General features: G+C 69.5%; 16 protein-coding genes. 8 read left to right on the top strand and 8 right to left on the bottom strand.

The genetic code is table 11. The annotated features are described in order from the left end of the window. Positions 1–1,072: 1,072 nt before the first annotated feature. The 7 genes from ACWCQM_RS18740 to ACWCQM_RS18710 all read left to right on the top strand — a co-directional run bounded on the left by ACWCQM_RS18740 (position 1,073) and on the right by ACWCQM_RS18710 (position 12,179). The gene (locus ACWCQM_RS18740; protein ID WP_351876010.1) at positions 1,073–1,936 is read left to right on the top strand and encodes a hypothetical protein; all 864 of its coding nucleotides are present in this window, start codon (positions 1,073–1,075) and stop codon (positions 1,934–1,936) included. Positions 1,937–1,989: 53 nt separating this feature from the next. Next, positions 1,990–4,311: a hypothetical protein gene (locus tag ACWCQM_RS18735; protein ID WP_450916301.1), complete on the top strand. Its 2,322-nt coding sequence runs from the start codon at positions 1,990–1,992 to the stop codon at positions 4,309–4,311. 418 nt (positions 4,312–4,729) lie between these two features. Continuing rightward, positions 4,730–5,875, top strand: coding sequence for a conjugal transfer protein (locus tag ACWCQM_RS18730; protein WP_450916300.1), 1,146 nt, complete (start codon positions 4,730–4,732; stop codon positions 5,873–5,875). 178 nt (positions 5,876–6,053) lie between these two features. Beyond that, positions 6,054–6,356 carry a hypothetical protein gene (locus tag ACWCQM_RS18725; RefSeq protein ID WP_332757006.1) on the top strand — a complete coding sequence of 101 codons (303 nt, stop codon included), beginning with the start codon at positions 6,054–6,056 and terminating at the stop codon, positions 6,354–6,356. Between the two features lie 56 nt (positions 6,357–6,412). Further along, a complete protein-coding gene (locus ACWCQM_RS18720; RefSeq protein ID WP_351876020.1) occupies positions 6,413–6,874 on the top strand; it encodes a hypothetical protein in 462 nt (153 codons plus the stop codon). Next, positions 6,874–9,822, top strand: coding sequence for an ATP-binding protein (locus ACWCQM_RS18715; RefSeq protein ID WP_450916299.1), 2,949 nt, complete (start codon positions 6,874–6,876; stop codon positions 9,820–9,822). The genes ACWCQM_RS18720 and ACWCQM_RS18715 overlap by 1 nt, the downstream gene beginning before the upstream one ends. Continuing rightward, the gene (locus ACWCQM_RS18710; protein WP_450916298.1) at positions 9,822–12,179 is read left to right on the top strand and encodes a hypothetical protein; all 2,358 of its coding nucleotides are present in this window, start codon (positions 9,822–9,824) and stop codon (positions 12,177–12,179) included. Before ACWCQM_RS18715 ends, ACWCQM_RS18710 begins: the two co-directional genes overlap by 1 nt. An 87-nt stretch (positions 12,180–12,266) precedes the next feature. Here ACWCQM_RS18710 and ACWCQM_RS18705 read toward each other — a convergent pair whose 3' ends face one another. The 8 genes from ACWCQM_RS18705 to ACWCQM_RS18670 all read right to left on the bottom strand — a co-directional run bounded on the left by ACWCQM_RS18705 (position 12,267) and on the right by ACWCQM_RS18670 (position 18,876). Next, positions 12,267–13,358 carry a hypothetical protein gene (locus ACWCQM_RS18705; RefSeq protein WP_450916297.1) on the bottom strand — a complete coding sequence of 364 codons (1,092 nt, stop codon included), beginning with the start codon at positions 13,356–13,358 and terminating at the stop codon, positions 12,267–12,269. Positions 13,359–13,465: 107 nt separating this feature from the next. Next, a complete protein-coding gene (locus tag ACWCQM_RS18700) occupies positions 13,466–14,704 on the bottom strand; it encodes a hypothetical protein (RefSeq protein WP_450916296.1) in 1,239 nt (412 codons plus the stop codon). Positions 14,705–14,890: 186 nt separating this feature from the next. Continuing rightward, on the bottom strand, positions 14,891–15,670 hold the full coding sequence (locus ACWCQM_RS18695) for a metal-dependent hydrolase (protein WP_450916295.1): 780 nt from the start codon (positions 15,668–15,670) through the stop codon (positions 14,891–14,893). A 2-nt stretch (positions 15,671–15,672) separates the two neighbouring features. After that, entirely contained in the window at positions 15,673–15,888 is a 216-nt protein-coding gene (locus ACWCQM_RS18690) for a hypothetical protein (RefSeq protein WP_351876038.1), read from the bottom strand. Between the two features lie 34 nt (positions 15,889–15,922). Beyond that, on the bottom strand, positions 15,923–16,135 hold the full coding sequence (locus ACWCQM_RS18685; RefSeq protein ID WP_351876041.1) for a hypothetical protein: 213 nt from the start codon (positions 16,133–16,135) through the stop codon (positions 15,923–15,925). Positions 16,136–16,788: 653 nt separating this feature from the next. Next, on the bottom strand, positions 16,789–17,292 hold the full coding sequence (locus ACWCQM_RS18680) for a hypothetical protein (protein WP_450916294.1): 504 nt from the start codon (positions 17,290–17,292) through the stop codon (positions 16,789–16,791). Next, positions 17,285–17,638, bottom strand: coding sequence for a helix-turn-helix domain-containing protein (locus ACWCQM_RS18675; RefSeq protein ID WP_351876047.1), 354 nt, complete (start codon positions 17,636–17,638; stop codon positions 17,285–17,287). Before ACWCQM_RS18675 ends, ACWCQM_RS18680 begins: the two co-directional genes overlap by 8 nt. A 977-nt stretch (positions 17,639–18,615) precedes the next feature. Continuing rightward, positions 18,616–18,876 carry a hypothetical protein gene (locus ACWCQM_RS18670; protein ID WP_450916293.1) on the bottom strand — a complete coding sequence of 87 codons (261 nt, stop codon included), beginning with the start codon at positions 18,874–18,876 and terminating at the stop codon, positions 18,616–18,618. Between the two features lie 772 nt (positions 18,877–19,648). Between ACWCQM_RS18670 and ACWCQM_RS18665 the strand changes: the two genes are divergently transcribed. Further along, complete coding sequence (locus tag ACWCQM_RS18665; RefSeq protein ID WP_450916292.1) at positions 19,649–19,993, top strand: hypothetical protein; 345 nt, start codon at positions 19,649–19,651, stop codon at positions 19,991–19,993. Positions 19,994–20,147: the final 154 nt, after the last annotated feature.

Here is a 20,147-nt window from a genome sequence, read left to right as displayed (position 1 = left end):
GCGGGGCGCCCCCCCCCCCCCGGGGGGGGGGGGGGGGGGGGCCCCCCGCCCCCCCCCCCCCCCCCCACCACCGCCCTTGCCCTATCCCGCCTCCACCTCCGAGGCCGCGGCACAGCCGCGGTCCGGACCGACAACGGCGCCCTGCGGGGCACCTCGGGCCCCGCAGGTGCGCGCCTCGCTTCCCTTCGTGCTCCTAGTCCCCGTCCTGGTCCCGCTCGGGCCGTCACGGGCCCGTCGACCCTCTGCTGCGCCGTTCAGGCCGCTCCGCGGCGGCACCACCCCGAGTACCGGCTGCGGTGTACACCCTGCGGCCCCGAGGAGCGCCATGGGTACACGGCCGCTCCGCGGCGGCCCCAGCCGTCCGTTCGCCGCCTCAGGGACCGCCAGCGCGCCCAGGAGCACCTTCGAGCCCCTCTCGTGCCCACACCGCCGCCCCGGCACGTAAGGGCACCGGTAGGTGAGCCGGCCGAGCCCCCAGGCGAGACCGCGAACCACCGGGCCCGACACCAACCCACCATCAGCACCACCCCGCACCCTCGCCGCGCAGCGGCCCGACCCCGCCCGCCGGTCGCCTCCGCCGCGGAGCGGCCCGGCAACCAGCGCGCAGCGCACCACCGCATCCCCGCCGAGCCCGTCAGGGCACACGGCGCCCCGCGCCGACCCCCGCCAGGCCCGGAGGGCCGCCCTCTCCTCTCTTCCCCACTCCTTCCTGCCTTTACTTCCGCCACTAACGGCACCTGCGCCGTGGAGCTGCTGCGCCTCTGACCTGGGCGTACGGCTACAGAGCGAACAGGTTTCCTCCACCAGATCAAGGTGTCCGGTCTGGTTGGTACTTCTCGGGCCGTTCGTGTTCGTCGGGATGGTAGGAGAACCGATGCCGAGGCCAGTGTCGAGAGAGGTCACGCTGCTCCCTGAAGGGGTGCCGCCAGCGACCCCACGGCGGCGTGCGGCGGTGCTGCGGAAGGCGTCGGCCGGAGGAGCTCCGCGGGGTGATGGAACGGCGCGGGGCGATGGGTGGCAGCGCACGGTCGCTGACGAGCTGATGCTCGCGGGCGCCACACGGTTCGGCGTCATGACTGTGCGCCAGGCCGCGCGCCGGTACTGGCATGGGGTGGAGGAGACGGCTCGTCAGAGAGTCCGCTGGCTCCGCGAGGCGGGCTATCTGCGCATGTCCTCGGATGTCCGCTGGGCGGGGGCGTGCGTGTGGACGACGGCGCGCGGCGCCCGGGCCGGCAGCACTGAACTCCGCCCTCCGGAGTGGCCAGGGGAGCGGTTGCTTCACCGCCTGGCCGTGACGGACGCCGCGTTCACGTTCGAGCTCGGCGGCGCCCGGGTGCTCTCCGAGCGCGAGGTCCGACGTGCTGAGGCGACGACATCCGGTCGGGCGGAGCAGGTCGCTGCTGCTCTTACGGGGCAGCCCGGTTCCACGCTCGACGGCAGGGGGCGCGAGCGGTTCCTGTGTACTCCGGTCGGTGCGGGCGGCCGGGTCCACTACTCGGATCTTGTGGTTGCCGCGCCGCTGGGGCTGGTGGCGATCGAGGTGGAGATCACGGCGAAGAGCCCTGCGGAGATACGCCAGGTCCTGCGGTCGTACCGGGACGCGCGAGAGGTCTTTCCCCAGGTCGTCTATTTCGCCACGGAGCCGGTGATGGCGCTCCTGCACGGTCATGCACACCCGCGCACGGGTGCCTGGTCGGACGGTGTCGCGCAGCAAGTCGGGCTGCTGCCTCCGGGGCCGCCGCAGTACCGGCCCGATAGCCCGTTCCTCGTTCGGCACTTCCAGCCGAAGGACCCCGGCGTCGCCTATCAGCTCGACCTGCGGCAGGTGCCGGACACCCGGCGGGTGGATTTCACGCGGTGGAAGCAGTTGCGCGAGCGGTGGTCAGCAGAGGCGTCCGGCGTCGGATTCCTGGCCTGGTGGCAGCAGCAGGCGTAGCCGGAGAGAGGGCGCGCGGTGTGGATCAAGAGAACAAGGAGAGCGGGGATGGCGTGGATCACATGACGGAGATGAGGCGGGCTGAGGACGAGTCCGTAGCCGCGTGGCTGGGTGCGGTCTGGGGGATGACGCTGCTTGCGGTGTGCGCGCCAGCCATCCCGATTGCCGTCGCGGGACGGCTCGCGGTACGGGCGGGCAACCAGGCATGGCGAGTCCTGTCGGCCGCCGCTGCCGTCTGCGCCGGCGTGCTGTTCGTTGTGGCGTGGGTACTGGAGGGAACCGCTTCCGGCGCGGTCGACTGGCACGTCGCGGCAGTGGTCGGACTGTGGCAGGACATCGCGGTCGCGGTGGGGTGGAACCTGCCGCACGACATGTCCGTGACGGCTGCGCTGGGCTGGATGGTGCCGCTGTCAGTCCCGGTGGGACTGGCTTCGGCGGCCGTGTGGATCGCGGTGGCGGACTTCCAGGCAGGGATCGAGCCGCAGTTCGAACTCGACGAGGTCCCCGCGGTGGCGGAGCTCAGCAAGGCCGAGCGGCGTGCTGCGGGCAAGACCGCCGCCCGGATGCAGACCGGCGCGTACACGGACGCCACGACGGTGCGCCGTGACTTCCTCGGCCGGCAGGTGGAGATACCGGGAACGGTCGGCTTCGGTACCGGTCTGGCCGGTCTGCCGGTCGTCGCCGAGCACGACGGGTTCCTGCGCCCGACGTTCGTCCAGGGCGTGCCCGGCTCGGGTAAGACAGCCGTGACCAACTCAGTCGGCGCGCAGCTCATCGGGCTCGGGTCAGGTTGGGTGGTGGTCGACTTCAAGGGCGGCCGGGACGTGGCCGCGCACTACGCGGAGGTGGCGCAGGTCCACGGGCGCCGCTTCCTCCACTTCGACCTGGCCGACCCGAACGGCTCGCCGTACACGCCGGTCGCTCCTGGTGCTCCGTCGTCGCCGGCGTTCTACGACCCGCTGGTACGAGGCAACGCCACGTCGAAGTCGGACATGCTCCTGAACTCGGTGGGGCGCGACGGGGACGCTGCGGTCTACTTCCGCAGCGCGTACGAGTACACGCAGCTGGCGTACCAGGTCGCCGACTGGTCGGGCTACAACGTGGGCAAGGGCGGCTTCGAGTGCCTCGTCGACCTGCTCGACATCGAGTTCCTGCAGAAGGTCGCGGACGGGATCGACATTGACGCGGTCGCCTCTCGGGTACCGCCGGCTCAGCACGTCGCGGCCCGTCGGGCGGTGCACGAGGTGCGCGAGCGGGTTGCCACGATGGTGGCGAACTGGCGGCGTGATGAGCTCACGCGGTCCGCGGTCGCGGATACGCAGCGCCTGATCTCGACGTACAGCAACGGTCCGGCGGCCGGGCAGTGGCTGCGCCCTGGGCCGATGGAGCAGACGATCGACCTGCGCCGAGCGGCGCACGAGGGCGACATCGTCGTCTTCTCCCTGAACGTCTCCACCTACGGCTCGCTCGCCAGGACCCTGGGAACCCTGGTGCTGCTGGACATGCAGAACACCACGGACATGCTGCGGCGCGACATCGCTTCGGGCGTGGCCCCGCAGTGGCCGCTGTACATGCAGGTCGAGGAGTTCGGTTCGGCGACCGGCGATGCGGTGCTCGGCCTGTGCAACAAGGCCCGTGACGCGATGGTCCGGCCGATCCTGTCGACGCAGTCGTGGGCGGACCTGGTGGCCGTGGACGGCACCGGGGTGTGGGCGAAGCGGGTGCTGGAGACGTGCGGGAACTTCCTGTGCCTGCGGGTCAACGGGGCCGAGGACGCCCAGGTGCTGTCCGGTCTCACGAGCCAGGTCACGAAGATCTACGCCCGGATGCAGCACCAGCTCGACCGTCACGGCCGCCGTCGCACGAAGCGCGGCGGGCTGATCCAGCGGGATCCCCGCAGGGAGCCGCGGGTGCCCGCTTCCGTCTTCCAGGACCTGCCCGACCACCACATGGTGTGGATCACGAAGCACCCGACGCTGGCGACCGTGCACACGGTCGAGGAGGGCCCGAACCGGTGGTGGGAAGCAGTGCACACCGTGCTGGTCGACGTCGCCGCGCTGCCGTCGGTCCGGCCGCCGGTTGTGGAGTGGAGGTCTGACGGGAGCTGGGGGCGGCCCGGGCAGGAGCCGGTGGCGCTGGTGAAGCCTCCGGCTGCGGTTCCCGTCGCGCCGGAGAGCGGCGTCCCCGGGCAGCAGGCGTCCACGGCCGGGGGGTGGAGCGCGGCTCCGGCTGCTCCCGTTCCAGCGCCCGGCCGTACGGCCGTTGAGGTGCCAGGGCAGCAGGCCCGGCAGGCGGGCCCCGTCAGCAGCGCATCGGACCACTCGGACGGTGATGCCGACGGTGGTTGGAGCTCCGTCATGTCGCAGTTCGACTGAGCCTCCCGCCGGCGCACTTCAGCGGGGTTGGCCGGTCGGCCCCTGAAACTGCTCGTCGCAGTCACCGCGCCCGCGCCGGGGGCCTTCGTCCCGACACCGACCCTGTCCGCTTTCTGTACTTGGAGATGACGTGACCCATCCGCAGCCCCCGTACGAGGGGACGACTCCTGCCCATCAGCACCCGCCGGTGCAGGATCCTTGGGCGCCGCAACCCCAGGGCCCGGCCATGCCGTCCGGGGGGCCGCCCCCGGCTGGTCCCGGACCATGGGGTGACCACACTGCCCCGGGACAGGCACCCTGGTCCGGCCAGCCGGCACCGGCACCGGCACCGGCAGCACCAGCCGGGTACAACCCGGTACGCGCAGCTGAAGAGCTGTTCGCCCAGGGGGCCCCACCGCAGGGGCAACCCCCTCAGTACATGCCGGCCCCGGCGCAGAGCCCGGCCGCGCACCCCCAGGCGGCGCCGACTCAGACGGCCAAGGAGAAGAAGAAGCAGGAGAAGGAGGCGAAGCGGAAGGCCAAGGCCGCGGCAAAGGCCAAGCCGGGCAAGTCGAAGGACGCCTCCACGCCCGCGGCCGCCGGGGAGCGGTTCGATGTCCCACGGCCTGGCGGACGGCTGAGCGGCGGCCGGGCAACCCACATGGCCGCCAGGATGACGGCCATGGTGACGGTCTCACTCCTGGCGCTGGGCACGGTCGGCGTAATGGCGTACACCGCCGGACACCCCGCTCCGGTGGAGACCGGCATCACCGACGAGCAGGTCTCCCAGTACCGGCTGACCCCGTTCCCAGTAGAACGAGCGATCGCCTTCGCGGACCGCTACGCCCGCCTGTGCGCGAACCAGAACCCCGAGCAGGCCGAGCAGCGGCGTCAGGCCATCGCGCGTCTGTCCTCCTCCGGGGTGGACACCACGTGCGGGTGGGACGGCAAGGGCAGCCAGGTCGTGGCGTACTCGGTGTGGTCCGGCTACATGGAGCCGATCGCCGAGTACCCGCAGCACGGCTACTACATCGGCATCCAGGTTCAGCTGACCACGGGGGCGCTGCGGACCTTGTCCGTGCCGGTGTGGGTGGACGACCTGAAGTCAGGCAACGGCATGCGGGTCGTCGGCGACGTGGGCACGCTGCCGCAGCCGGACCAGGCCACCCCGCCGACGGTGAAGGACCCGCTGCAGGTCGACTCCGAACTCTCGGGAGATCTTCAGGGCAAGCTGTTCGCGGACTTCTTCACCTCCTGGGGCTCCTCGAACGGCACGACGCTGACGCGCTACGTCGCGCCGCGAGCGAGCAGCGCCGCCACGGCGGGCCTTCGCGGTGCGCTGGATTCCCCGAAGGTGTCCGACGTCAAGGTGCTGCTCCCCAAGGGGGTGGGGGCAACGGACGGCCACAAGTGGAAGGTCGACGATGTCACCTGGGCGCGGGTGAGCGTGCAGTGGAAGACCGGGAGCGCCCATGTCACCGAGCGGTACCGGGTGCAGATTGTGCTGACCGACCAGGGCTGGTTCGTGAAGGACATCCGTGCCGGCGTCCCGGACGAGGCGGGCGGCAAGGCTCCCGCCTCCTGACGTCCGCGGCGGCCCCGGCCTCCGGTGAGCCCCGCCCCTTGCCCGCCGGTATCGGCACTCAAGGGGCGGGGCTTTCTCATGGCCGCCGGCGCCGGAAATCCGCGTCCAGAGGGGGTGTCCGCTTTGGGATCTACAACGTGAGCGTCGGAAATCCGCAGCTCACGCAAGGTGAACGCTCATGTCTCAAGCCCTCTCGACCGTCGCGGCCCTCAGCCCGGCGTCTCTGCACACGCTCGCCGCTCCCTCCGTGGACGGTGTGCTGACCAACCTCGGCACCGAGGTGAAGGTGATCGGCCTGGCGCTGGCCGGTCTGATGATCGTGGTCCTCGGCATCAAGGTCATCGTCTCGATGAAGGGTGGCCAGAGCCTGCGCGAGGCGATACAGAACCTCGGCGTCCTCGGCCTCGGCGTCGCGATCATCGTCAGCGGCGCGGTGATCCTCACCATCATCCAGGGCCTCGCGACCAACACGCTCAAGTAGCGGCTGCCCCCAGCAAGGCGCAGCCGACTGGGGGCAGCTCCACACCAAGGAGCTTCATGGACTGGCACGACGGCGACGGGATCGTCGCCCACGACTACACGCGGATGAGAGACCGCCCGAAGCGGATGTTCCGGCTGGGTGGTCCGCTGCCGCAGTGGATGCCAGGCATCAACATGCAGGCCTGCGGCGTGGCCTTGCTGGTGGCCCTGTGCTGGGGGCTTCTGCTCGGGCTGATCAGCCTCGTGATCCCGCCGATGCGCGACGTGTGGTGGGTGACCGCCACGTTGTTCGCGCCTCCTCCCATCCTCGTCGGATGGATGTGGTCCCGCCCCATCCCCGGCAGCCAACTACGGCCCGGCTCGGAGCTGGTGGTCCGGCTCGACTACGCCTTCCGGCAACCGCGCCGGGTCCAGGGCCTGGGGCGGTCCGAGGAACCGCAGCGCCTGCACTGGCAGGTCATTCTCTGGTCCCCACCCGGCGGACCTTCCACCCGCAGTACCCGAAAGGAGGTCTCCTGATGGGGGCGCTCATCATCGGATTCGTGGCGATCGTGGCCGTGCTGGCCCTCGCGTGGTTCCTCGTGCCGTCGAAGAAGGACGACCTCGCCGACGAAGCGAAGAAGGACAAGAAGCCCACCAGCGGCACCGGCACACAGGCGCGTGAGGACGCCCAGCGGCTGCCGTACCGGTACGCCGACGACACGATGTTCATCCACGGGGACTCCGTGTGGACCGCGATCCGGCTGACGACCCACCCGGAGGAGCTGGCGTCACCGGAGGAGCTCACGGCGATGGCCACAGAGCCCGGCCGGGTCTTCGCCGCACTCGGCCGGTCCGGCCGGCCGGTGGAATGGCACCTGAAGATCGTGGAGAAGCCGGTCGACGCGGCCGCCGAGACCGCGAAGATCGTCGACGCGGCGTGGCTGCCGACGGCCAACTTCCGTGCGTACGTGGAGCGCATCGCGGAGTACCAGCAGCGGCTGGGTGCCTCTGAGCGTGAGGTCGCGCTGTTCATCAAGCTCGGGTCGCTGACTCACGGCCCGGCGGTGGACCTGGGGGAGACGGCTGCTGAGGCACCGCGCGCCCGCGGTGAGGCCCGGCCGGGGCTGACCGCGCGGGCGGGAGAGTTCGTCACCGGCGTGGCGGAGGAGGACCTGGCCCCGTCCACGATCGAGCGGTGGCAGGCGGTCGCGGCCTCCGTCCACCAGGCGTTCGGCAGGCTCGGCGAGCCGCTTTCGCGCGCCGATCTCGTCTACCACATCCGCAAGCCGCTCTACGGGCACCTGCCGGTCCCCAAGGAACCGCTGATCCACTCCAGGGCCTGGGGCCGCAGCCAGTTCGACCTGGTCGTCGACTTCCGCGGTGACAACTCGAGGCCGACGCACATCGAGATCGAGCAGGTCGACGAGGAGACCGGGCAGCAGCTCACCTCGTACACGACCACGCTCGTCGTCGCGTCGTGGCCGGAGAACGTGCGCTTCCAGCAGTACCAGGCGTGGGCGCGGCGGGTAGGGGAGCTGGACTTCCCGGTGGACGTCTCCTGGCGCGGCACGCTGCTGCCCGCCGAGCGGTTCACCAAGGAGATCAGCAAGATCCACAACAACCTGAAGGACGAGTACGAGGACATGGTCGCCGGTGGCCGGACACCGGACCAGCAGCTGACCGACCAGGTTGCCGTGTCCAAGGACGCGGTCGACATCGCCGTGGACAACCCGCGTCCCGGGTTCGAGGGCCGGATGCGCTTCACGGTCTCCGCGCCGACGGTGGAGGAACTGAACCGGCGGGCCAGCGAGCTGAAGAAGCACCTGGAGCGGCAGGCCGGGGTGGAGGTGCTGCGTGCCAAGCGGCTGCAGTGGCGCCTGATGCAGGAAGCCCTGCCGGGCGACGACCCGAAGCTGCCGATCGCCCCGTACCAGCGCATCCAGTCCCTGGAGACGTTCGGGATCGGCCTGCCCACGGCCGGGGTCAACATCGGCGACCGCACGAGCCGGGACCGCAGCGGTCACGTCCTCGGCTGGAAGGGCCCGTTCATCGGCTGGTCCGGCCGGTTCCCGGTCCATTACGGCCTGCACGTCGGCCCGGCCCGCAACATGGGCGCCGGCGTCGCCTGCGCCGGTGCGTCCGGCGGCGGCAAGTCGTCGCTGGGCCTGCTCAAGTTCTTCCAGGAGTCCGAGTCGGGCACCGAGTGCGTGGCGATCGACCCCAAGGTCGACTTCGCGCAGATGTGCTACTACCTCGCCTTCGGGGCGCAGGTGAACGACCCCGACTTCGAGCGGGAGGCGGCCGAAGGCACCATCGGCACGGCCTACTCGAAGTTCCAGCCGGTCAATGCGGAGTTCTGGGCCGAGACCCGGGTCATCGACCTGCTCAAGTCCCACGACGGTGTGTTGGACCCGTGGTCGATCACCCCGGATGTCCACGCCGGCCGGCTGGTGGCGGAGACGATGTTCGCCGGGTTCATCGGCCAGCAGATGTGGCAGCGGATCCAGGTGCCGGTCACCGTCGCTATGGAAGCGGTGCTCGACCGGTACGACCAGCGGCTGCAGGCCGCCATGTCACAGGGCGCCAGTGCCGCGCATGCCTCGGACACCACACCGCGGCCGACCGCGTGGGAGGTCGTGCAGAACATCGAGGAGCAGCTCGCGGCCGCGCAGGAGGACGCCGCGAGCCGGGCCGACAAGCTCGCCGAGCTCGAGCTGGCCGTCACCGTGCTGCGGTCGCTGCGGAAGATGCCGTACGCCAGGTTGGCGTTCGCCAAGGAACCCCGGCCGTTCGAGACGGTCCGCCGGCGCCGGACGGTGATCACGCTGCGCGGTCTGGAACTCCCGCAGGACGACAACCCGGACAACTGGCAGGCACCGGACCGGCTCGCGTCAACGATCCTGCAGATGGTCATGCGGATGGCGAGCCAGATGCTGGACGTCAAGCTGGAGCAGCACCCCGTGACGGGGAAGATGGCCACCCGCCCCAAGGCCCTGTTCGTCGACGAGAGCTACGTGGTGACCGCGACCCCGGCGGGCCGGTCGCTGCTGCAGCGCGCCCTGAAGCAGGGCCGTTCGTACGCGATGGTCGTCTACCTGATCACCCAGCAGGTGACCGACCTCATCCGGATCGAGGACGCGGAGTCCCGCGAGGGTGGCACGAACCAGATCCACTCCGCCTTCATGTTCCTGCAGAAGTCGGTGGAGGAGGCCCGCCGGGTCGCGCCGATGCTCAAGCGGGACCCGGACGACCCGCGGGTCATCGCCTCGCTGATGGAGCCGCACCTGGAGACCGGCGTGTGCATGTACCGCGACGCCGACAACCGGGTGGGCACGACCGAGATCGACTTGGTCTTCGCGGAGCTGCTGCGGGCCACCGACACCAACCCGAAGACCAGGCCCGCCCGGCAGGCGGTCGATCCGCCCGCCGACGTGGCGGGCTGGTCGTTCCAGAGCGAGATGAACGACCTGGAGGTGGCGGCCTGATGAGCGTCGCACTCACCGCTCGGCTGATACCGCCGAAGCCCCGCCGTGGTTCCGCACGGGCGGGCATGACACCCCTCGTCGTCCCCGCGGGCAGTCTCCCCGCGCCCTGCCGCCGCGGTTTGCTGGCTCGCGGTGTCCGCCGGACAGGCGCGGCGGCACGGGCGGGCGTCTTCACCGTGCTGACCGTGCTGGCCGTCGTCCTCGGTACCCCCATGTCCACGGCGCAGGCGGCCCCGTTCGGGCTGGACTGCATCGGCGTACCGGGCAAGGGCAACTGGGGGCCCGAGTTCTACGCCTCGGCGTCCACCGTGCTGCTGCCGTCGGCTCAGCCGGAGTACGGGCCCGAGCCGACGGCCGACATGAGCAAGAAGACCGTCGCCCGGAACTACACCCTCTACGAGCTGACCAACGGCCGGGGGCTGCTGTGGTCGACGTACAAGAAGAACGTCGACGGTGACGACTCCTGCTCGATCATGGACGTCGCCGGCAACTGGATGGCCCAGACCGTCTTCGAGTTCAGCAAGTCGTTGGGCAGCTTCAGCCTGGCTATCCAGGACCTGGCCATGAACACGGCCCCGTTCCAGGACCTGTACCAGGGCAAGGACGGCACCGCCAACAGCCTGGTGGCGAAGCTGTACGCGACGGTCTGGGCCCCACTGGGCACCGTCATGATCATTCTCTGTGGCGCGTGGGTGGTGGTGCACAGCCGGACCAAGAGCCGCTCCAAGGTGTGGCAGGGCCTGGGCGGCATGGTCGCCTCCCTGTTCATCAGCGCGCTGCTGCTTCAGGGGTCCTGGTACACGACCGTCACGTCTGAGGCCGACAAGGCCATTAACGGGTCCTCCTCGGCGATGACCGAGGTCATGCTCCCGGAGAACGCCGGCACGAAGACGGCCGACCCCTGCTGGCTCGCCGAGGGCGTCCCGAACCGGGCCAAGCGCACCAGCTCCTGCACCATGTACAAGGCGATGATGTTCACGCCGTGGGCCGCAGGACAGTTCGGGCAGAACGCCAACACCGTCATCGACAGCGGCTGGAAGGGCGACGCGAGCGGCGGGTGGGACACCGACGACTGCTCTCTCGGTTACCGGTGCACCGACATCCGCACGGCCCAGGTGATGGCGCAGACGTACACGCGCGCCGACAACCTCGACTCCCTGGGCAAGAAGAGCGACTACTTCGAGAAGGTCGCCAAGCAGATGGCCAAGGACGAGCGGAAGAGCCGGTTCAACGACTGGCGGGGAGCCAACCCGTCCTCCCGGATGCAGGTCGCGCTCGCCTCCGGTGTCTCCAACGTGATCCTCGCCCCGTCGATCGACATCGTCGCCCTGTTCAAGCTGTTCTGGGAGGGGTTCATCCTCATCCTGATCATCGTGCTGCCGATCGTCGGTGCGGTGGCAGCGTTCCCGCCGGCGACGTTCGCGGCACGGGAATGGGCGAACGCCTTCACCATCTCCTTCGTCCTCAAGGCCATCGCCTGGATCGCACTCACCCTGCTGATGGCGATCTACAGCCTGATCCTGGGCAGCAACGCCTCCCTGGGCGTCCAAGTGCTGATGATCATCTTGACGGCGGCCGGACTGTGGCACTTCGCGATCAAGATGGGGAAGGGCGCCAAGCGGAGCGCCGACCAGGCCTTCGAGGCGAAGGCCGCGTACGACGACGTCACCAGCCGTGCGGGGGGCTTCGCGAAGACCCGGGCGCGGTCCGCGGCCCGGCGGGTCATCGGCGACCGCCGGCCCAGTCCGCGAGGGACACTACGGCCGCAGGGACCGAAGGGACCGAGCGAGTCAACATCTGGACGCGGCGGTTCGGGTCCGTCCCGGCCCGGCACCTCCGGTGGCAGGCGCCCCTCTCCGAGCACCACGGACTCCCCGACGGGTACAAGGCGTCCGGAGCCTGTGTCCGGGCGCCGCCCGGACACAGCGAGCGGTGGCAGGTCCCGGGCGGACACACGCGGCGCCGACCCGGATGCCACGGCGAAGACCAGCAAGCGGGCGGAAGGAAGCGACAGCAGGGCAGGGGCGGGAGACGACGTCTCCCGCCCGGCCGCAGGGCGAGGCCGGACGCCCGCGCCGACGTCCAGGCCTGATGGGAGCGGAGGTCCCGGCGGGGAGGCAGCGACTGCGGCTCCGCCGACCCGGGCGCCGTCCCCTCGGGCGCGTGCGAGCCGTCCGGGGCCGGAGCCGGTGTCCATCTCAGGGCCGGACCGCTCCGATCCCGTCCCTCGTCGGCGTTCACCGCGGCCTGCTCCGGCCCCGGCCCCGGAGTCGGGTGAACTTCCCCGTCGGCCGACGAGCCCCAGGCCGCCGGTCGATGAGACGCCGCCGAGGCCTCCTGCCCCGCGTGAGGACTGAGCGGGGCACGTAGGCAGACAGGAAAGGGGCTCGGCCACGGGATCATCCCGTGGCCGAGCCCTTTCTCCTTGTCCCGGCTCCGATGGTTCAGCGGATCGCCATGGCTGTCGCTGCGACGCCGCGCTGCCGCCGGTCTCCGCGCCGGAGGGCAGCCGCTCGTTGTCCTGTGGTCGCCAGCCGGCGCCGCCTCACCGTGAGGTGCTGGAGGTGACCTGTCGCTTCCGCGGCGGCCAGCAGGGTTACCCGGCGGTCGACGTACTGGTGAGCAGCCTTGTCCCACAGGCCGGCGAGGTCGATGGACAGGGACTCGTCAGCAAGGCCGGCGTGCGGCGCCGTGACCAGGGTGACGACGTCGGCCGTGTCGATGCTCAGCACCCGGGCCAGATCCTGGTCCTCGGCGACGAACCGGCCCAGTGCCTCGACGAGTTCGTCTGCGGAGCCGTTGAGCGCGTAGGCCTGCACCCTGGCTCCGGGCTCATCCTCGACACGGGTGAGGGTGACACGACCGGGCGGCAGCCGGTGCACCACTGCCACCACGCCTCCGTGGCCGACGAACGCCTGACGCTCCTTGGGACCGGACTGCGTCGCCGAGAGCCACAGGCGCCCATCGCCGTCGCGCACCTGCTCCGGGGTCCCGACGTCCGCGGACCGGAGGCGGTGCAGCCGTGCCCGTACAGCCGCAGGGACGCCGGAACGGATCACGACGACCAGGAGGGTCAGCGCGGCTGCGGTCGACAGTGAGGATGCGGGAAACACCGCGGCGGTCAGCGCGGTGACGCTGATCGCCGCGTGGCACAGCAGCACGGTCACAGCGCGGGAGCCGCGATGCCGGGTCGGCAGCCAGGCGCCGGCCGGTACCGCGAGGGTGAGAGCCCACATCGGTACGACCTCCCATGAGGCGATCGCCTCGGGGACGCCAGCGGCCTCGCCGACCCGGCTGATGACAGCGGGGATCCACATCATCGTCACGCAGGTCGACATCATGGCCGTCGCGACGGTGCGGTTCGCCCTGAGCCACAGGAGGAAACCGCCCAGGGCGCCCACCGCGCAGACGACGAGTCCTGCTGTGGGGCTCGCTGCTGCCAGCTGCAGCGCGACGAGAGCGGCACCGAGCGCGCCGACGGTGGCGAGTAGACGACGCGAACGCGGTGAGATGCGTGCGGTCTGCGGGATGGTCATGCCGGGGCCGTCCTTCTGCTGCGGGGGTGAAGCCGCCTGGGACGCTAAGGACGGAAGCGGACAGGGTCCCCGAAGACGTGTCTTCGGGGACCCTGTGGCCGATCGGTTCAGGACGTCGTGAGGACCTCGGCGTCCAGCAGCTCGTCCGCCCACGGTCCGATCTTCTTCCACTGCTGGTCGGCAGTGAGGATCCATCCGGTGGCGGTGTCACCGTTCTCGACCTTGGCCACGGCCTGGCCGTCGGGGAAGACCCACAGCTCGGTCTCGTCGTCGCTGCCTGTCGCCGCCGGGAGCGCCTTGGGCAGCTCCTCCAGCTTCAGCTGGGACCCCGCGGTGGTGAACCGCCACATCTTCCGCTCGCTCTTGGCCGCGGAGCCGCTGTCGACCAGACCGGACATGCCGTCCGGGGTCGAGGCGCCGTTGCCGCCGGCGCTGACGCTCAAGGGGAGGGCCGGCTTGCCGTTGCTTCCCTTGACGTAGCTGAAGGTGACCTTCTCGCTGCCGGTGCCTGAGGCCGGGTTCGTCCAGCCGGTGTCCACCGTGCCGTTGACGGTGCGGGCGCTGGCCGGACCGCTGGCGACGGGGACGCCTGCGGCGTCGACGAGCCAGCAGCTCCACGGGGTGAAGCCCTCCTGGCCGGGGTTGCGGGAGAACGCCGTCTGGCACTCCTGGCTCTTCCAGTACGCCTGCACTTCGGCGGGGACCTCGTGCTTGCGCGCGGTGTGGTTGCCGGCCTGCCAGTCCTTGATGTCGACGGACCACAGTGATGTGATCTTGTACTGGTCAGCAGTCGAGCTCGACCAGGTCTCGCCGGCGGGGCTGTCAGCCTCGGTGGTCTGGAACCACAGCTGCGGGGACTTCGGCGCCCCGGTGAACTGAGCCCCGGACACCGCCCCGGTCACGCCGGCGGCGGTCAGCTGCTCGCGGGTCAGGGTCACGACGGCCTTGTCGGTGCCGGCCGCGGCAAGGTCGGCAACCTTGAGCTCTCCCTCGGGGCCGCTGGCGCTCATGCCGCTCTCACCCAGCAGGGCGTACTGGAAGGAGCTGTCGAAGACGCGGCTGCGGCTGCCGGTCCCGGCAAGCTGGCCCTGGGCGGCCGGCTCGGGAACGGTGACCTGCTTGCGGATCTGCAGCGTCTCTCGGTCCAGCGCGGCGACGGCGACGCCCTGGTGGGCGACGAGGTCCTTCCCGGGACGTATCTCAAGGCCCAGGCCCGGCGTCTGTGAGGGTTTCGCGCTGCTGTCCTTGCCAGGTGTGCTCTTACCGTCGTCCCCCGAGCTGGAGCAACCGGCCGCGAGCAGGACGGCGGCCGCGGCCGCCACGGCGCGGGTGGGGAAGCGGTTCATGTACCTCTCCTCGAGCTGGTCCGCCGGCACTTCGGGCGACGGAGTGGTGATCACAAAGTCGCGGCCATTTGACCACTGACTGTCCACCCGGGCGAAACCGGCTGTGCCGGTGACCGGTGGATTTCCGCAACAACCGGCGAGAGGGCACTGGCCAGCCGGGCCCACGGGCCAGTCGCCGCGGCGGGGTCATCCGGACAGGATCAGAGCCTGCACCTCCGGGATCGCGAACGCGGTGCTTGCCGCGGTCGAGAGGGCCAGGACGGGAACGAGGACGGTCTTCTCGAAGCTGCCTCCGGCGCGTATCCGCATCGCCGCTGGCGGGGCGAACTCCCACCACCTCTTCCCTCGATGCACCAGCGGCCAGGCCAGCGGGCACCCCTGCTTGGTGATCATGTCGCCGAGGCAGTGGGTGAGAGACCCGACCGCGACCGCCAGGCCCAGTACCGGATAGCCCCGCCCGGGCGGCAGCCACCAGACGGCACCTGCCGCCGCTGCCGCAGTCACCAAGGTCGTGACCATCCACCCCTGTCGTCTTGCCCAGCGGCCCATCAGGCCCCGGATCGCCAACCCGAGCATCAGGAACAGCACGGTCACCGCCGCCGGCTTGCCGAGCAGTCCGCACGCAGTACTGACCAGGCCGCCGACGGTCGCGGCGAACACAGCGGTGTGCGTCAGGGTGCGGTGCCCGCCCGTCCGCGGAGCTTCCCGGGCCGTACGGGTCAGGTTGTAGACCGCCGTCGCGGCCCGGTCGACCCCGTGCGACAACGCCGTGGAGACCGGCCCGAACGTCCTGGCGACGGTCGACGACGGGTGGTCGATATCTGGCAGCAGGGCCGCCCCCGCCGAGACTGCCGCGCCCACCGCGACCTCAGCTCCGGGAAGGGTGACTCCGCACATCTGCAGGCCTGCGGCACCGGCCATCCACACGGCCACCCCCGACAGGGCGTGGGTAGGTCCCATCACCATCGTCAGGCCGCCTGTCCGAAGAGGTCCGATACCAGGCTGGCGAGGAACTCGAGGGTGGGCGGCACCCACCGGTAGGTGACATCGGCGATGCCCCCCACGAACGCTGTGACGAGGTCGCGGATGCCGCCCGCTCCGTCATCGCGTACGTATCTGAGGACGCCGCATACGAGGCCGATGGTCAGCATGGCGGTCAGCAGCCACCGTGCAACACGTATCACTGGAGGATCCCTTCGAAGGTCCGTTGACGCGTCATCACCCGACCTGGTCGTCGAGCTGACTGATCAGGTCCTTCATCGACTCCCCGAAGTCCGTGACCGTCTCGGTAGTGCGGTCCAGCCAGCCCGGATCAGTGACGTCGCTGCCTTGGCCTGTCCACCGCCAGAAGCCGATGACGGCACCTGCGGCTACGAGAGCAACCAGGACGCGCTTCAGGACTCCGACCGGACCACGAGATGGTGATGACATGGTCGGATCGTGCCTTCGAAAGCGGACACCCCTGGGAGCGGCAGGTTGAGGCACCGGAGGGCTTCGTCCGTCGGCGCTGCCCTCGCGCGCACGCGCGCGCGTCCTGTGGTTGCTGTTACTACATCAGGTAGGACGTCAACCACGATGGTGAGCAACTTCAGGTATCAGGGGGCATGGTTCAACGGAAGGCCCCCTAGGGCCTGGAGTGGTGCGCGAAGCGCAGAACCATGACCGGTGGATGGTCCAGCGCATCCAGGGCGCTGGCGCGGGGTGGCCGGGGGCGGCGTTAGCCCCCGGCAGTTGATGAGCCCGCGTAGCGGACGAATCTTTGTCAGGTTGCGGCTACGTGTGGTTGAGCTTCGTCTGGGTTGAGAGTTCGTCTGGTTAAGGCTTCGTATGGTTAGGCGCCAAATTCTGGCATCTGCGGAGGTCAGAATCTGGTCCTTCGGAGTGTCAGTTGTTGGTCCTCCGGAGGACCAGATTCTGACCTCTCGGAGGGTCAGAAAATGACACTCGGGGCCAGGCGCTCAAGCCGGAGGGTCAAAAAATGACCCCTGGGGCTGAGCAGTGCTGATGCCAAGCACACTGGGGTGAGGAACGCGAAGGCCCCCCATCGTCAATGACGACGGGGGGCCCTGATTGCAGTGTGCTGTTCAGTCCTCGTCAGCGGCGTTGTAGGCCTCGTAGAGCTCTGCGAGCGACGCAGGACCCGTGTAGCCGGCTTCCGGTTCTTCGTGAACCACGTACACCGTCTGCGTGCGCAGTGGGTTCCTCGGGTTGCGCCCGGTGCGCCAGTCAGCGGCACCGATGCCGCGCAGCTGCTTCAGGTACTTCCGGAGAGTGGTCTTGGACTTGATGCCGGAGATGTACAGGAGCTTGGCCTGCCCGGGCCAGACCCGCATGTCTCCGAAGTTGTCCTTGCGCTCCTGGTTCACATGGACGTAGAGAGCCCAGTAGAGAGTCTTCGCGCCGGGAAGGATGTCGGCGAAGAGGACCCAGTCGGGCAGCTGGCTGAACGGGTAGCGCCTCCGTCGGCCGCGTTCGAAGCTGGCATCCCCTGCGAGATCCTTCGGGAGGCCATCCTCCGCGACGTCCTTTGCGAAGTTACCTCCTGCAGAATCTTGCGTGTCCTTCGGCGGGCCTGCTTCCTTACCCATCGAGCTTCACCCCCGTAGGAGGGGTGCGGTTGAGGACGTACCGGTTCGGCAGCCGGTTGCCGTTGTCATCGTGGCGCGGTTCGACTGAGATGGCTCCTGCTTCGCGCAGGGTGCCGATGTTCTTCTGCAGGGTTCGGGTGGAGACCCCAGTGAGGGCTGCGAGCTGAGTCAGAGGGATATTCACCTCGTCGTCCTTTGCCAGCAGCGACATGTGTCCGTAGAGCCATGCTTCGATGCGGCACTTCTGAAGCACCCACTCGGGGATGATGGCGAGCCTGACTCCTGAGCGGTCAGTCGTCCTGCCCAGTTCGACCACCATTTCTTCCGTTTGGTCTTGTTCTGTCACTGCTCGACGTGCTCCTGTCCTTTCGAGAGTGACCCGCTTCATGGGGTAGAGCCCCGCATCCCGCGTTACTCTCGAAGTCGTAACGAGAAACGAACGGTCCCCTGCCGGCCAGCATCGGGGGCCGTTCGTGTTTTTTGATCACCTTACACCCCTGAACGATGCTGCACGTGGTGAACAACGATGCAGGAGACGAAGCGTGTCGCCTCGTCTGGCGTAAAGGGAGCAAACTGCGCTGCAGATCCGGGTGATGAACCGGCGCGGCGTCAAGAAGACACGGCCGTGACTCACCGGTCAGAGATGTATGTGCGGGCTGCTGGACGGGGATAGGGTGACCCGCAGCGGCGGTAGATGAGCCGTCCGCTACTTCGACAACCCCACGGAACCAGAAGAGCCCCGCGGCTCAGCTGCAAGTCAAGGCCTGGAAACCTATGCAGCGAGCACCATGCGGGGCGTCCTGGGAGACCTAACTCGAGGATCGGTCTCGTGAGCACCAATGTACCCGCATGCCTGCGGGAGGACGCAACAACAGATAGGCCCACCGGGCGGCGAGTCTCTCGCCGGCTTCCGGTGGGCCTTCGTGCGTCTGGCGTCAGTGCTCTCCGTGGTTCTCACCCAATGGAGGCGGGTTTCAGGGACTCAGCGATCAGTGCTCCCCCTGCTCTGTCCGTCGCTGATCTCTCGGAGGTCCTCATGACCTAGTTCCTGCTGCGGACTGGTGAGGCGTGACCCGTGTGGCGCGGGTCCTCGTACTGCTCCAGTCCAGGCCGTTCGCTCGATGTGGCGTCGAGTTGGCAGCCGCTTCGTTACTCGGGCCCCGGTACGGGCCCGTTGGTCCCCCGCACATTCGTGCGGTTTCAACCGGTTCGCGCCGGACCCGCCAGGAGCGGGCCCTTTTGCGCTCGCTTTTGGCATCACGAGCACGGAGACATGATGCCGTACACCCGCGCGCGCTGCCAGCCCTCCTCAGCGGCGCGCCGTCAAGTAGCTGAACCGAGCACATCCCAAAGCACCCTGCGGTTGCCATTCACCCTGATCACGTCGAAGTCCGACCAGTGGGTGAGCGGAACGGCGTCCCGGCGCGTGCGCACGCGCCGGGACTGGATGAAGGCGGTCCGCTGGATGGTCGCTGCCGGTGTGCGGAAGGGGGCGAACGCGACGACCGTCCGGGTAGCCGAGGACATCGCGGCCCGGATGCACCGCAGCAAGGACGGCACCGTGGCGTACTGCCAAGCCGCCATGCAGAGGCGCCTGGGACTGTCGGAGCGGTGCGTCGCCGTCCACGTCGCGATCCTGCGTGAACTTGGCCTCCTGGCGTGGGTCGAGAGGGGCAGCTCGCTTCGCAACTCTCTGCGGAGCAGGCGCGGAGATGCCTTCGGGCCGCACATGGGATTTCGACGGTCGGCGACGATCTACGCCCCAGTAGCTCCTCGCGCGTGGGATGACGCGATGGGGCACCGGATCGATGGCGAGGGCTACTGGGCGCGGCAGTGCGGGGTCACCGAAGAGGGCCGCACCCAGGCCGTCGCGCAGGTTCAGAATGATCAGCAGAGGCGACGGCTGAAGCCTGTGGATAACTCTGATTCGTGCACCCCTTCTGTGTGGGTACCTAAGCCCCGTACTACCTCTACTTCTACTGGGAGCTCTCAAGACACTGCGCGTACGCGCGCGCAGCGGTCCGGAAGCCAGCGGTCGAAGGCCGGCCATCGGGCCAAGGGGGCGACAGCGTTCACGCCGCAACAGGCGGCGTACTTCATCCTGGAGACGCAGTTCGTCAAACTCCACACGTGGTGGACACAGGGCTCGTGTGTCCGGCAACTCGCGTACGCTCTGCGCCCGCTGTACTCGGCCGGCTGGTCCGCGCAGGACTGCGCGAGGGAGCTTGCCCGCTGGACGGTCCCGCTTCGGCCCCATCGTGTCGCCGCCTACGTGGCGTCAGAGATCCGGCGCCGTGCCAACACCGGTCTGCTCTACCTGCCTGAGGGGTCGGTAAAGCCTTATCGGCAGGTGCCCGTGCGGGAGACGACGGAGCCCGAACGGCTCGGGGCGATGGCCGCGAAGTGGCAGGCCGAGTACGGGCCTGCCTGGGACGCCTCGGCTGAGATCCGTCGGATGTGCCGCGAGAGGCTGCGGGCGCAGCAGACTCCCGGTCGCCGGCAAGGGCGACGGCCCACGGCGCTTGCCGAGGCCCGGCCGGAGAGGGTGCTGCTGACGTCGGCCGAGATCGAGGAGCTGCATGCCCACTTCGCTCCGATCAGATCTTGTGAGGATCTGTGGGCAGAGGCGGAGGAGCGGGCTGCCGCTCGAGTTCAGAGCGGTAGCTGGGAGTCCGCCCCGGTGATCGTCGACCCGCGGTGAGGTGGGGAGACGGGAAGGTCCGTTGCAGTGCTCGCAGCGGAATGCCGCAGGCAGGTTGTCGGAGCGTGGCCGCCGCAAGCTGTTCGGCAGCGGTGGTGATGTTCAGAGAGTCCGGCGCGGGCGGCCCCTTGGCTGGCAGGCTGAGGCCCAGCTC

Source organism: Streptomyces sp. NPDC002125 (genome assembly GCF_053593715.1).
The sequence above is the reverse complement of the archived record's forward strand: the minus strand, read 5'-3'. Positions and strand labels throughout refer to the sequence as shown.